Source organism: Dysgonomonas sp. PH5-45 (assembly GCF_029893235.1).
In the GTDB taxonomy this organism is placed as follows: domain Bacteria; phylum Bacteroidota; class Bacteroidia; order Bacteroidales; family Dysgonomonadaceae; genus UBA1309.
Genome location: NZ_JARXWE010000002.1, coordinates 48,167 through 60,340, shown reverse-complemented (window position 1 = coordinate 60,340; position 12,174 = coordinate 48,167). Strand labels below are relative to the sequence as shown.

Annotated in this window: 12 protein-coding genes; 11 read left to right on the top strand and 1 reads right to left on the bottom strand. The window is 42.9% G+C overall.

What is annotated here, in order from left to right; all coding sequences use genetic code 11:
• Nucleotides 1–70 precede the first annotated feature (70 nt).
• Together M2132_RS01260 and M2132_RS01255 are read left to right on the top strand one after the other, a co-directional pair.
• Nucleotides 71–1,108 (top strand): sugar kinase, encoded by a 1,038-nt coding sequence (locus M2132_RS01260; RefSeq protein WP_280670515.1) that lies wholly within the window; start codon nucleotides 71–73, stop codon nucleotides 1,106–1,108.
• 50 nt (nucleotides 1,109–1,158) lie between these two features.
• On the top strand, nucleotides 1,159–1,821 hold the full coding sequence (locus M2132_RS01255; protein WP_280670513.1) for a bifunctional 4-hydroxy-2-oxoglutarate aldolase/2-dehydro-3-deoxy-phosphogluconate aldolase: 663 nt from the start codon (nucleotides 1,159–1,161) through the stop codon (nucleotides 1,819–1,821).
• Nucleotides 1,822–2,093: 272 nt separating this feature from the next.
• On the opposite strand, the gene M2132_RS01250 is transcribed toward M2132_RS01255, so the two are convergent.
• Complete coding sequence (locus tag M2132_RS01250; RefSeq protein WP_280670511.1) at nucleotides 2,094–2,567, bottom strand: septal ring lytic transglycosylase RlpA family protein; 474 nt, start codon at nucleotides 2,565–2,567, stop codon at nucleotides 2,094–2,096.
• Nucleotides 2,568–2,947: 380 nt separating this feature from the next.
• Here M2132_RS01250 and M2132_RS01245 point away from each other — a divergent pair, with 380 nt between their 5' ends.
• The 9 genes from M2132_RS01245 to M2132_RS01205 all read left to right on the top strand — a co-directional run bounded on the left by M2132_RS01245 (nucleotide 2,948) and on the right by M2132_RS01205 (nucleotide 12,164).
• A complete protein-coding gene (locus M2132_RS01245) occupies nucleotides 2,948–3,592 on the top strand; it encodes a CoA transferase subunit A (RefSeq protein WP_280670509.1) in 645 nt (214 codons plus the stop codon).
• A 70-nt stretch (nucleotides 3,593–3,662) separates the two neighbouring features.
• Nucleotides 3,663–4,022, top strand: a complete 360-nt coding sequence (locus M2132_RS01240; protein ID WP_407932405.1) for a hotdog domain-containing protein — start codon at nucleotides 3,663–3,665, stop codon at nucleotides 4,020–4,022.
• 88 nt (nucleotides 4,023–4,110) lie between these two features.
• Nucleotides 4,111–4,929, top strand: a complete 819-nt coding sequence (locus tag M2132_RS01235; protein ID WP_280670505.1) for a 3-keto-5-aminohexanoate cleavage protein — start codon at nucleotides 4,111–4,113, stop codon at nucleotides 4,927–4,929.
• Between the two features lie 59 nt (nucleotides 4,930–4,988).
• The gene (locus M2132_RS01230) at nucleotides 4,989–6,029 is read left to right on the top strand and encodes an L-erythro-3,5-diaminohexanoate dehydrogenase (protein WP_280670503.1); all 1,041 of its coding nucleotides are present in this window, start codon (nucleotides 4,989–4,991) and stop codon (nucleotides 6,027–6,029) included.
• An 82-nt stretch (nucleotides 6,030–6,111) separates the two neighbouring features.
• A complete protein-coding gene (gene ablA / locus M2132_RS01225) occupies nucleotides 6,112–7,365 on the top strand; it encodes a lysine 2,3-aminomutase (protein ID WP_280670501.1) in 1,254 nt (417 codons plus the stop codon).
• A 14-nt stretch (nucleotides 7,366–7,379) separates the two neighbouring features.
• On the top strand, nucleotides 7,380–8,417 hold the full coding sequence (locus M2132_RS01220) for a hypothetical protein (protein ID WP_280670499.1): 1,038 nt from the start codon (nucleotides 7,380–7,382) through the stop codon (nucleotides 8,415–8,417).
• The gene (locus M2132_RS01215) at nucleotides 8,407–9,786 is read left to right on the top strand and encodes a MutS-related protein (RefSeq protein ID WP_280670497.1); all 1,380 of its coding nucleotides are present in this window, start codon (nucleotides 8,407–8,409) and stop codon (nucleotides 9,784–9,786) included. The genes M2132_RS01220 and M2132_RS01215 overlap by 11 nt, the downstream gene beginning before the upstream one ends.
• A gap of 6 nt (nucleotides 9,787–9,792) precedes the next feature.
• On the top strand, nucleotides 9,793–11,361 hold the full coding sequence (locus tag M2132_RS01210) for a lysine 5,6-aminomutase subunit alpha (protein WP_280670495.1): 1,569 nt from the start codon (nucleotides 9,793–9,795) through the stop codon (nucleotides 11,359–11,361).
• Nucleotides 11,362–11,366: 5 nt separating this feature from the next.
• Nucleotides 11,367–12,164: an OAM dimerization domain-containing protein gene (locus tag M2132_RS01205; protein ID WP_280670493.1), complete on the top strand. Its 798-nt coding sequence runs from the start codon at nucleotides 11,367–11,369 to the stop codon at nucleotides 12,162–12,164.
• The last annotated feature ends 10 nt before the right edge of the window (nucleotides 12,165–12,174 follow it).

The following is a 12,174-nucleotide window of genomic DNA, read 5'->3' as shown; positions in this document are numbered from 1 at the left end:
ATAAAAAACATATTTTTATGTTCATATAATTTTCAATACAAAATATACAAAACTTAACTCTCTTTTAATCATGAAAAAAGTAGTAACCTTTGGCGAGATAATGTTGCGCTTGGCAACCCCCGGATATTTACGTTTTGTTCAGTCTGAAAACCTATCCGCAACCTTTGGCGGTGGTGAGGCTAATGTGGCTGTATCGCTGGCTAACTTTGGCGTTGAGGTCGATTATGTAACCCGTCTGCCCAAGAATGATATAGCAGAATGGTGTATTGCAAATCTGCGGAAATATAATGTAGGTGTAAGCAATATTGCCAGAGGAGGCGACCGTGTAGGTATTTACTATCTCGAAACAGGAGCCGTATCGCGTGGTTCGAAAGTCATTTACGACAGGGCCAACTCTGCCATTGCCGAGATAAAACCGGGGATGATTAACTGGCGTGAAGTTTTTAAAGATGCCGGTTGGTTTCACTGGACAGGGATAACTCCTGCAATATCGCAAGGGGCTGCCGATGTTTGTCTAGAAGCTATAAAGGTTGCCAACGAAATGGGAATCACCGTATCGACCGACCTAAACTACCGCAAAAACTTATGGAAATATGGCAAAACAGCATCCGAAGTAATGCCTGCCTTGGTTGAAGGCTGCGATGTGATACTCGGCAATGAAGAAGATGCCGAGAAAGTATTTGGCATCAAACCACAAGGCTTTGATGTGACTAATACAGGAGGAGATATCAACGATGCGGAATTCGAGTCGGTATGTCGGCAACTGAAAGAACATTTCCCCCGTGCGCAAAAAGTAATTATTACGCTTCGCGGTTCTATCAACGCCAACCATAATACTTGGGGAGGGGTTTTGTATTCCGACAAGCTATACCAATCGCAACGGTATGATATTACCCATATAGTAGACCGTGTTGGTGGTGGCGATTCTTTCATGGGCGGACTCATATACGGCCTGCTTACATACGATGGTAACGACCAAAAGGCATTGGATTTTGCAGTAGCTGCCTCTTGTTTGAAGCATACTATTTATGGCGACTTCAACCTTGTTTCGGTAGCCGAAGTAGAAACATTGATGAAAGGAGACGGTTCAGGGCGTGTGTCTCGATAAAATATCCCTGCTTTTAATGTTTTTTGTTTGAATCAAAAATATATAAGAATATGGCCAGATTTTCACGAATAGAAGTATGCCAAACGATAGGCGAAACTAAAATGGTTCCCGTCTTTTATCACAAAGACTTAGAAACAGCTAAACAGGTGGTAAAAGCCTGTTATGCGGGTGGTGTAAAAGTATTTGAGTTTACAAACAGAGGCGATTTTGCCCACGAGATTTTTGGCGAACTAAATAAATGGGCTGAAAAAGAGTGCCCCGACATGATTTTAGGCGTTGGTTCTGTTATTGATGCCGGCACAGCTTCACTCTACCTGCAATTGGGTGCGAACTTCGTTGTGGGTCCCCTACTCAACCCCGATATATTTAAGGTATGTAACAGACGGCAGGTTGCTTATGTTCCGGGCTGTGGTTCGGTGTCGGAAGTTGGATACGCACAAGAACTCGGAGCCGAAATTGTCAAAGTTTTTCCGGGAGATGTTATGGGAGCTGCCTTTGTAAAGAATATCAAAGGTCCGATGCCGTGGTCTAACATAATGGTTACCGGAGGAGTATCTCCCACCAAAGAAAATTTAACGAAATGGTTCAGCGCAGGTACTAATTCCGTAGGAATGGGCTCCAACCTTTTCCCCAAAGATGCCATTGCCGCAAAAGATTGGGATAAAATAACCCAGCTTTGTAAAGAAGCCCTCGATATTATAAAGAATATATAAATTACAGGAATCTATATTTAACAAGAAAGCTGTTCTTTTTGGTCAAAATGAACAGCTTTTTTTACGTTTATACGATCTGGAAATAAACAGGTTTCCTTCTTTTCTTTTTTTTCTGTTTTGCACTTATAACAGACAGCACTATCACGGCTGTTGCTCCTACCCCTATAGCCAATAAAACTGACGATTTCATATTCTGAATACAATTTAATTAATTACAACCTGAAAACTGTTTTAGCGAAAATAATAAATTTAGCAGTACAAACCTATTTGTCTTAACGATGTTTATGTTTAATCGCATCAGACACCTTTTTCTCAATAACAGGCGATACGGGCAAAGGTTGAATTTTCCCCTCTTCTAAATCTTCTATGGGCACAAAGGGCGTTGGTTCGTACTTCAATACCTTTACATGAGCCAAACCGTGGCTTACGATATCCAATCTTTCGGCAGCGGCATACGAGAGGTCTATAATCCTGTTTTTACGGTGAGGCCCCCTATCTACAACTCTCACAATGACCGATTTTCCGTTCTTTTCGTTAAGAACTTCTAACAATGTTCCAAACGGGTGAGTGCGGTGTGCGCAAATTAAACTGTCGTTGTGGTAAAGCTCTCCGCTTGCCGTCCGTGCCAGATGGAAACGTTTCGAATAGTAAGAGGCTAAACCCTCTTCAATATTCAGTTTTTGGGCACGAGAGGTAACAATCGAAACATTAAACAACAAAAAAGTTAATATAAATATCTTCTTCATTATACTTATGAATTACTTTTTATAAAAGTTTTCGCTTGGGAGCAAAGATAATAAAAACAAAACAACACATCATAATCAAATTGATACCTAATTGAATAATTATAAGACAAAAAAGTAACATAAAGAAACCTTTTAATCTCAAATATACCAAATGCAAAAACCGAATATATGTCCTAAAGCATACGCCATGATAAGTACTGTAACATTTATGGACAAACACTTTACAGATAAGCCATCCACGAAATAATATGATATATAACATTCCGCAATAGTATCAAAATGATATTTTATTATTTTTTTGTAATTAAATTAGTCCGTATATTTGAATACAATCAAATGTATATAATGAATTATACAACCTACCAAAATACTTTTAACGCATGAATAAATTTATATCTGTCAACGAAGCTGTTTCCAAAGTAAAAGATGGGATGACAATCATGGTTGGCGGTTTTTTAGGCAATGGCACACCATGCGCCATTATAGACGCCTTGGCCAAAAGCAGTGTAAAAAACCTGACCCTGATTTGCAACGATTCGTCGTTTCCGGATGTTGGTGTAGGCAAATTAGTTGTTGAAAAGAAAGTGAAAAAACTGATCGTTTCGCATATAGGAACCAACCCCCACTCCAATGAGCAGATGAACAGTGGCGAGATTGAAGTGGAGTTTGTACCTCAAGGTACTTTGGCCGAACGGGTTCGTTGCGGAGGAACGGGCTTAGGCGGTTTCCTTACAGCAACAGGAGTAGGAACGATAGTTGCCGAAAATAAACAAGTGATTGAAGTAGATGGCAAAGAATACCTCCTCGAAAAACCTTTAAGAGCCGACATCGCACTGATTGGCGCCAGCGTAGGCGACAAAAACGGAAATCTTGCGTACAAAGGCACTTCACAAAACTTCAACCCACTAATGGCAAGCGCTGCCGATTTAGTTATAGCCGAAGTAAAAGAACTTGTTGAGGTGGGCCAAATAGCTCCCGAAAACGTACGCACTCCGGCTATATTGGTCGATTATATAGTAAAGTAATAACAAATATTAAATAAAAAAACATACTAATACCATGGAAAAACCTATTAAATCAATGATAAGATTACGAATGAGCGCACATGACGCCCATTATGGTGGCAATTTGGTTGATGGCGCCCGGATGTTACAGCTTTTCGGGGATGTAGCCACCGAGTTGCTAATCATACACGATGGAGACGAAGGCCTCTTCGCGGCTTACGATAACATAGAATTTCTGGCTCCTGTATTTGCCGGAGATTATATAGAAGCGGTGGGCGAAATCACTCATGTTGGTAATTCTTCCCGCAAAATGGTATTCGAGGCTCGCAAGGTGGTTATTCCCCGTACGGATATCTCTGAATCGGCAGCCGATTTTTTGGACGAACCCGTAGTTGTTTGCCGGGCAAGCGGAACTTGTGTTGTACCAAAAAAATGCCAACGGAAGGGGTAATCTCATTAAACTCACCTTTTCTTATTTTAAACAGATACCACACACTGGTCTGATTTAAATTTGTTTAACTCTGATAAAAAGAAAAAATATGGAAAAACTTATTATTACCGCAGCTATCAGTGGTGCCGAAGTCACAAAGGAGCATAATCCTGCGGTTCCTTATACTGTTGAAGAATGTGTTCGCGAAGCTAAATCGGCTTACGATGCCGGAGCAAGTATTATTCACCTGCACGTAAGACACGACGATGGAACGCCTACACAAGACAGAGAACGTTTTAGGGTGGTGATAGAAGCCATCAAGAAAGTATGTCCTGATGTGATTATCCTGCCCTCAACGGGTGGTGCTGTTGGAATGACTGACGATGAACGCCTGCAACCAACAGAGCTGAACCCCGAAATGGCTTCGCTCGATTGTGGTACTCTCAACTTTGGCGGTGATGAAGTATTCATGAATACCGAAACTACCATCAAGAACTTCGGACAGAGAATGATAGACCGGAATATAAAACCCGAACTCGAAGTCTTTGACAAAAGTATGATAGAGATGGCCATACGCTTAGGTAAAAAAGGGTTCATTAAGTCGCCCATGCACTTCAATATGGTGATGGGTGTCAATGGCGGAATTGGCGGCGATCTTCGCGATTTCAGTTTTATGCGTCATAGCCTGCCTGCCGATGCCACTTATTGCGTTACGGGTGTAGGCCGCTATGCGTTTACCCTTGCCATGCTTGCCATTATTGACGGAGGGCATGTGCGTGTTGGTTTTGAAGACAACATCTATCTGTCGAGAGGTGTTTTAGCAAAATCGAATGGCGAAATGGTTGAAAAAGTAGTGCGTTTGGCCAAAGAGTTCGGACGCGAAATAGCTACTCCTGCCGAAGCTCGCCAAATGTTAGGGCTTGCATAAGCCCCTCATCCCTACTCAGAAATATTTACTAAGAAAACAAAATAACAATAATATTATCTATGAAACAAGGAGACAAATACGGATTACACAGAGTAATAAAACCTAAAGGCGTGTTGCCTCAACCTGCCGACAAATTAGACAACAATATGGACGAAATCTATGACAACGAAATACTCATAGATGTACTCACACTGAATATAGACTCGGCAAGCTTCACGCAGATATACGAACAAGCGGGGGGTAACGAAGAAAAAATAGCCGAAATAATGCTCGACATTGTTGAAAAGCAAGGAAAACACCGCAATCCGGTTACCGGATCGGGTGGTATGTTGCTTGGCGTGGTTGAAAAAATAGGTGATGCCCTGAAAGGAAAAATAGACCTTAAGGAAGGTGATAAAATAGCTACTCTTGTATCTCTGTCGCTCACCCCCTTAAGGATAGATAAAATAAAAGAAATCCGTAGCGATGTAGATCAAGTAGACATAGACGGTAAGGCTATTCTTTTTGAAAGCGGAATTTATGCAAAAATACCGGAAGACCTTCCCGAAAAACTTGCTCTTTCGGCTCTTGATGTTGCCGGAGCTCCTGCCCAAACAGCCAAACTCGTTAAACCGGGCGATACAGTATTTATTATCGGAGCCGGTGGTAAATCGGGTATGTTATGCTGTTACGAGGCTCGTAAACGCACAGGCGTTACAGGCAAGGTTATAGGCTTATGTTATTCGCAAAGTAGTGCCGACCGTTTGGTGAAGTTAGGTTTTTGCGACGAAGTTTTTGTTGGCGATGCCACGCAACCCATCCCTGTTATGAAAACCGTTAGCGAACTCACAAACGGCGAAATGTGCGACATCACCATAAACAATGTAAACATCCCCGATACAGAAATGGCAAGCGTACTGTGTACTAAAGACACTGGTATTGTTTATTTCTTCTCAATGGCTACCAGCTTCACAAAAGCAGCCCTCGGTGCAGAAGGCGTGGGCAGCGATGTTACAATGCTTATCGGTAACGGATACACCAAAGGCCATGCCGAAATTACATTGCAGGAATTACGCGAAAATGACCAGTTGCGTGAGGTCTTCACCGAACTGTATGCATAATCTATATTAAGGACAACACAATAAAGGTTTGCAGAAAAGAATCACCCTGCAAGCCTTTATATTAGTATATAAAACATTATTTATGGGTAGTAATAGAAAATTGTTTTTTCCGGAAGTTACCGACAGTCAGTGGAACGATTGGCATTGGCAGGTAAGGAACAGAATAGAAACACTCGATCAACTAAAAAAATATATAATCCTTACGCCTTCGGAAGAAGAAGGTGTACGCGAATCACTCAAAACCTTGCGTATGGCCATCACGCCATATTATCTGAGTCTGATAGACCCCGATAATCCTCATTGCCCCATCCGCAAGCAATCTATCCCTACAATAGAAGAGTTGCACCGTTCGCCCTCGGATCTGGAAGACCCACTGCACGAAGATACCGACTCGCCTGTTCCCGGGCTTACCCACAGATACCCTGACAGGGTTCTTTTCCTGATTACAGACCAATGTGCCATGTATTGTCGCCATTGTACCCGCAGGCGTTTTGCAGGGCATAACGACCACGAATCGCCCAAAAGTAATATAGACCGTGCAATAGAATATATTGCCGCACACCCTGAAATTCGTGATGTACTTCTGTCGGGAGGAGATGCTTTGCTGGTAAGCGATAGCATGTTGGAATCTATAATAAAGCGTCTACGGGATATTCCACATGTGGAAATTATCCGCATAGGGTCGCGTACTCCGGTGGTTTTGCCACAGCGTATCACTGACGATTTGGTGGAAATGCTAAAAAAATACCACCCCATTTGGCTGAATACTCATTTTAATCATCCAAACGAAATAACCGAAGAGTCGGCTGCTGCTTGCGCACGCATGGCTAATGCCGGTATCCCTCTCGGAAATCAGTCTGTATTGTTGAGAGGTATAAACGACTGCACGCACATCATGCGCAAGTTGGTTCATCAGTTAGTAAAGATTCGTGTAAGACCTTATTACATATACGTTTGCGATTTATCGTTAGGCATTGGGCATTTCCGTACTCCTGTATCGAAAGGCATTGAGATTATCGAAAGCCTCCGGGGGCATACATCGGGTTACGCCGTTCCCACATTTGTTGTTGACGCACCCGGCGGCGGTGGCAAGATACCTGTTATGCCTACCTACATGATTTCGCAAGCACCTCATCGTGTTGCATTACGAAATTTTGAAGGAGTGGTCACTACTTATACCGAACCCGACGACTACAAAGATGTTTGTTATTGCGAAGAATGCGAGAAACAACGTCACTTAGAGGGAGTTGCCGAATTGCTCGAAGGGAAAAAATTATCTATCGAACCTTCTTATCTGGAACGGAAGGTACGTAATACGGTTAATCAGTCGAAATAACGTAAACCAAATAGATGCTGCTTTCAGATAAAATAGTAGGATACAAAAGCCTGTCGATTGTTGGCTTGGAAAAGAATACGGGCAAAACCGAATGTTTGAATTACATTCTGCATAGTATTCATAAAAACTCCGGCAAAACAATAGCAGTTTCTTCTATCGGATTGGATGGTGAAACAACCGACCAACTGATGCAAACCGCTAAACCCGAAATAAACCTGTACGAAGGCATGTGGTTTGTTACATCCGAAAAACACTATCGTGAAAAGCAGCTCACGGCAATAATTGACGAAACGAGCGAACGTAATTCAGCCTTGGGCAAAACCGTTACTGCCCGCGCGCTCAACAAAGGGAACATTATACTTGCAGGCCCGTCAGATACGGCAGGCATAAAAGCAATGATTGCCCGATTGAGGAAAAAAGGTGTGGATACGGTAATTGTAGACGGTGCGCTTTCGCGGTTAAGCGCCGGAGCGCCCACTGTTACGGAGGCCATGATTCTGGCAACAGGGGCCGCGGTTTCGGGCAACATTCCCGAACTGGTGTACAGAACAAAATTTATCTACGACCTTATTTGTTTGGAAGAAGTGGATTCCGTCCTCAAAAATTCTCTCTCCGGAATAGAAAACGGAGTATATGCAATATCAAAAGAGGAAGGGGAAAATATCGTCCACGACTTAAATATCGCTTCAAGCCTTTTATTCAAAAAAAATAGTTCGAATGAAGATATTTTCAGATACGGTCATCATTTGTTTGTTTCGGGTATTGTGGGCAATAAGTTTTTAGATTTTCTGAAACTTCAGCCCGTGCCTGTAAACCTTGTTATACGCGACTTCAGTCGTATATTCGTCACACCCGAGGTGTTTTACGCATACCTCAAAAAAGGGCATACCTTGCAGGTTCTTGATCGTAACAACCTGCTGGCTATATGTGTTAACCCACAGTCGCCCGAAGGATACCTTCTCGACTCCGACACGCTTTGCGATGCCCTAAGGAGAGAGGTTGAAGTACCTGTTGTTGATGTTCGTAAAATAGAAACCGATTATGTTGTTTAAAGAAGCATTGAGCCAAATAGCCGGATTACGGTATATTTTCGACTGTCTGAATATCAAGTCGTCAATAGGGCGTTATATGCTTTACGAAACACCTTTTTCCAATAACAAGGCTAAACTGGAAGACCATTATAACAAAACCCTGCAAACCATCTATTGCCTTTGGGATAGCGATGGTAATTGCAGGAAACCTTTGTCCGACTTCTGCCTGCACCAACTGAAAGATATCCGTACCACTCTCCATTATTTGCAGAATGGCTATACATTGGGCGATATAGAACTTTTCGAGATAAAAGAGTTGGCTCTGCTTTCCGCAAAGATTAGAAGGGAAATGACGAACGCGAATCTCTCGGTGATAACCTTATCTGACCTGACTGAAGTTGTAAAATTGCTGGACCCCGAAAACACAGGTGTTTCGCAGTTTTATGTCTATGATGCTTATTCTGCCAACCTTTCAATTGTACGCAAAGAAATACGATTGAACGAAGACCCCAGCCTCTTGCCAAAACTTCGGGAACAGGAGTCTGAGATAGAAGACAGTATCAGAAAGGACTTGACAAACCAACTGAAAGAACATTACGCCGTTTTGCAGGATACCCTCCTTAACTTGGCGCAATTAGATATTATCGTAGCCAAAGCGGAGTTTGCCGTGTTGAATAAGCTTTGTATGCCACAAATAGTAAACGATAAAACATCCTACACAGGCTTATGGCATATCGAAGTAGCCCGTCAACTGGAACGTACTGCCCTATCCTATCAGCCTATCGACATACGTATCGAGCTGGAAGCAACTGTTGTTACAGGTGCAAATATGGCAGGGAAAAGCGTTTTACTCAAATCGTTGGCATTGGCTCAGAGTATGGCACAGTTCGGTTTTTGGATTCCTGCCGAAATGGCTTCAATCGTCTTGGTCGATAAAATTTTCCTTTGTATTGGCGATGACCAGAATACACAACAAGGATTATCGTCGTACGCTGCCGAAATGCTGAAAATCAACAAAATAGTTGAATCAGTGAACGGAGGCTCCAAAGTATTAGCCCTTATAGACGAACCCGCACGAACAACCAACCCAACAGAAGGCATGGCTTTGGTCAATGCTCTAGTTGATTTCTTTACCGAGAACAGGGTTCTGTCAGTCATAACAACCCATTATAGTGGCTTGATTGCAAAATGCCGAAGATTGAGGGTTAAAGGATTTGTAGAAAAAAGAATAAACGAGCAGTTATCGCTTAAAAATATAAACCGATTTATTGACTATACACTCGTAGAAGACAGAACTGAAACTGTTCCGCACGAGGCATTGCACATAGCCGGTATCTTAGGAGTAGACCAAGCGTTGCTCGATAAAGCAAATAAATATTTGAAGAAATAAAAAATTATGCAAGAAAGTAAATTAAATCTCGATTTCGCAAAAGTAGAACATGCGCGCAACCTTGCCAAAGCGATTGCTCACGATGTACAAAACTTTGCGGATAACTATACAACCGTTGCCGTTGAGCGTACCCTGTGCCGTTTGATAGGTATTGACGGTGTAGACGAGAATAAAGCTCCCCTACCAAATATACTAATCAACGACCTCAAGGAGAAAGGGATTTTAGGCGAAGGTGTACTCTTTTATCTGGGCAACGCCATGTTGCACACAGGCAGTGCACCCCAGCAAATAGCCGAAGCGGTGATGGAAGGTTCGATAGACATTTCGCGCTTACCTTTACAACCACGCGAAAAAATTGTAGAGGTTCTGAAGCCTTATATCAATACATGTATAGAAAAAATTAGTTCCCGCCGCAAAAAACGGGAGAATTATATAGCAACCATAGGCGAAGGCCCTATGCCTTATCTGTATGTTATTGTTGCCACAGGGAATATTTATGAAGATATTGTTCAGGCACAAGCCGCAGCAAGGCAAGGAGCCGATATTATAGCCGTAATCCGCACCACAGGGCAAAGCTTGCTCGATTATGTTCCTTATGGAGCTACAACCGAAGGCTTTGGCGGCACGTATGCCACACAAGAGAACTTCCGCATTATGCGTAAAGCATTAGACGAAGTAGGCGAAGAAATAGGCCGCTATATCCGCCTGTGCAACTACTGTTCGGGGCTGTGTATGCCCGAAATTGCGGCAATGGGTGCTCTGGAGGGACTGGATGTGATGCTGAACGATGCTCTTTACGGAATCCTGTTTCGTGATATTAATATGCAACGTACCATTGTTGACCAATACATGTCGAGGGTGATAAACGGTTTTGCAGGTGTTATCATCAACACCGGCGAAGATAATTACCTCACAACAGCCGATGCCGTTGAAGAAGCACATACCGTTCTGGCATCCGATTTCATAAACGAGCAACTCGCAGCCTTGGCCGGACTTCCCGAAGAACAAATGGGCTTGGGGCATGCCTTCGAGATGGATCCTGACCTGGAAAACGGTTTCCTTCTGGAACTTGCACAAGCACAGATGACAAGAGAAATCTTCCCGAATGCCCCTCTCAAGTATATGCCGCCCACAAAATTTATGACAGGCAACATTTTTAAAGGCCATATACAAGACGCCCTGTTCAATATGATAGGCATATGGACATCGCAGGGACTGCAACTGTTGGGTATGCCAACCGAGGCTATCCACACCCCTTTCATGTCCGACAGGTACCTGTCTATCGAAAACGCCCGCTATATTTTTAATAACATGAAGAATATAGGCGACGAAGTTACTTTCAAAAAAGACGGCATGATGCAAAAACGTGCTCAACAGGTTCTTGACAAGGCAACAGATTTACTCCAGAATATAGAAACGGAAGGATTATTTCCGGCTCTCGAAAAAGGAATTTTCGGCAACGTGAAACGTCCCAAAGACGGAGGTAAAGGCCTTGACGGTGTAGTTGAAAAGGGTAGTAATTATTTTAATCCTTTCATCGAGATTATGAACAGGAATTATAATTCTAAAAATTAAACATTATGAGCGGAGGATTATATTCGACCGAAGCACAAGACTTCGATAAGGTATTAGACCTGACAAAGATAAAGCCTTATGGCGACACTATGAACGATGGTAAAACCCAGATCAGTTTTACCCTACCCGTGCCCGACACCGACGAAGCGGTTGAAGCGGCCAAACAGCTAATGAAAAAAATGGGGTTCGAAAACCCTCTGGTTGTCTTTCATAAAGAACTTACCGAAGGATTCACCTTCTTCAACTGTTATGGCAGTTGCGGACACACTGTCGACTATACAAACATACATGTCCCTAAAGTCAATGCCAAGAAATGGGATATGGGCGAAACAGACGATTTTGTACGTACCTACATCGGCCGCCCCATCAGGATAATAGGTGCAAGCACAGGCACTGATGCACATACTGTTGGTATAGATGCCATTATGAACATGAAAGGTTTTGCCGGACATTACGGCCTTGAACGTTACGATATGTTCGAGACGCTCAATATGGGCAGCCAAGTTACCAACGAAGACTTTATAGCCAAAGCGTTGGAAATGGATGCTGATGCCCTGCTTATATCGCAAACCGTTACCCAAAAAGATGTGCATATACAAAATCTGACCGAGTTGGTCGAGATGCTCGAAGCCGAAAATCTGCGCCACAAAGTTATTTTGGCTTGCGGCGGTCCGCGTATAACGCACGAACTGGCCAAGGAGCTGGGCTACGATGCAGGTTTCGGCATGAACACTTATGCCGACGATGTAGCCTCGTACGTTGCTCAAGAGCTATACAGGAGAATGGAAGAAGAAAAAAAATAACAACTTAAAA

Bases quoted from the DNA above. Each gene is read 5' to 3' on its own strand.
- M2132_RS01240 (WP_407932405.1), top strand. From the start codon at position 3,663: ATGAGCGCACATGACGCCCATTATGGTGGCAATTTGGTTGATGGCGCC.
- M2132_RS01205 (WP_280670493.1), top strand. From the start codon at position 11,367: ATGAGCGGAGGATTATATTCGACCGAAGCACAAGACTTCGATAAGGTA.
- M2132_RS01210 (WP_280670495.1), top strand. From the start codon at position 9,793: ATGCAAGAAAGTAAATTAAATCTCGATTTCGCAAAAGTAGAACATGCG.
- M2132_RS01230 (WP_280670503.1), top strand. From the start codon at position 4,989: ATGAAACAAGGAGACAAATACGGATTACACAGAGTAATAAAACCTAAA.
- M2132_RS01215 (WP_280670497.1), top strand. From the start codon at position 8,407: ATGTTGTTTAAAGAAGCATTGAGCCAAATAGCCGGATTACGGTATATT.
- ablA (WP_280670501.1), top strand. From the start codon at position 6,112: ATGGGTAGTAATAGAAAATTGTTTTTTCCGGAAGTTACCGACAGTCAG.
- M2132_RS01245 (WP_280670509.1), top strand. From the start codon at position 2,948: ATGAATAAATTTATATCTGTCAACGAAGCTGTTTCCAAAGTAAAAGAT.
- M2132_RS01235 (WP_280670505.1), top strand. From the start codon at position 4,111: ATGGAAAAACTTATTATTACCGCAGCTATCAGTGGTGCCGAAGTCACA.
- M2132_RS01250 (WP_280670511.1), bottom strand. From the start codon at position 2,567: ATGAAGAAGATATTTATATTAACTTTTTTGTTGTTTAATGTTTCGATT.
- M2132_RS01260 (WP_280670515.1), top strand. From the start codon at position 71: ATGAAAAAAGTAGTAACCTTTGGCGAGATAATGTTGCGCTTGGCAACC.
- M2132_RS01220 (WP_280670499.1), top strand. From the start codon at position 7,380: ATGCTGCTTTCAGATAAAATAGTAGGATACAAAAGCCTGTCGATTGTT.
- M2132_RS01255 (WP_280670513.1), top strand. From the start codon at position 1,159: ATGGCCAGATTTTCACGAATAGAAGTATGCCAAACGATAGGCGAAACT.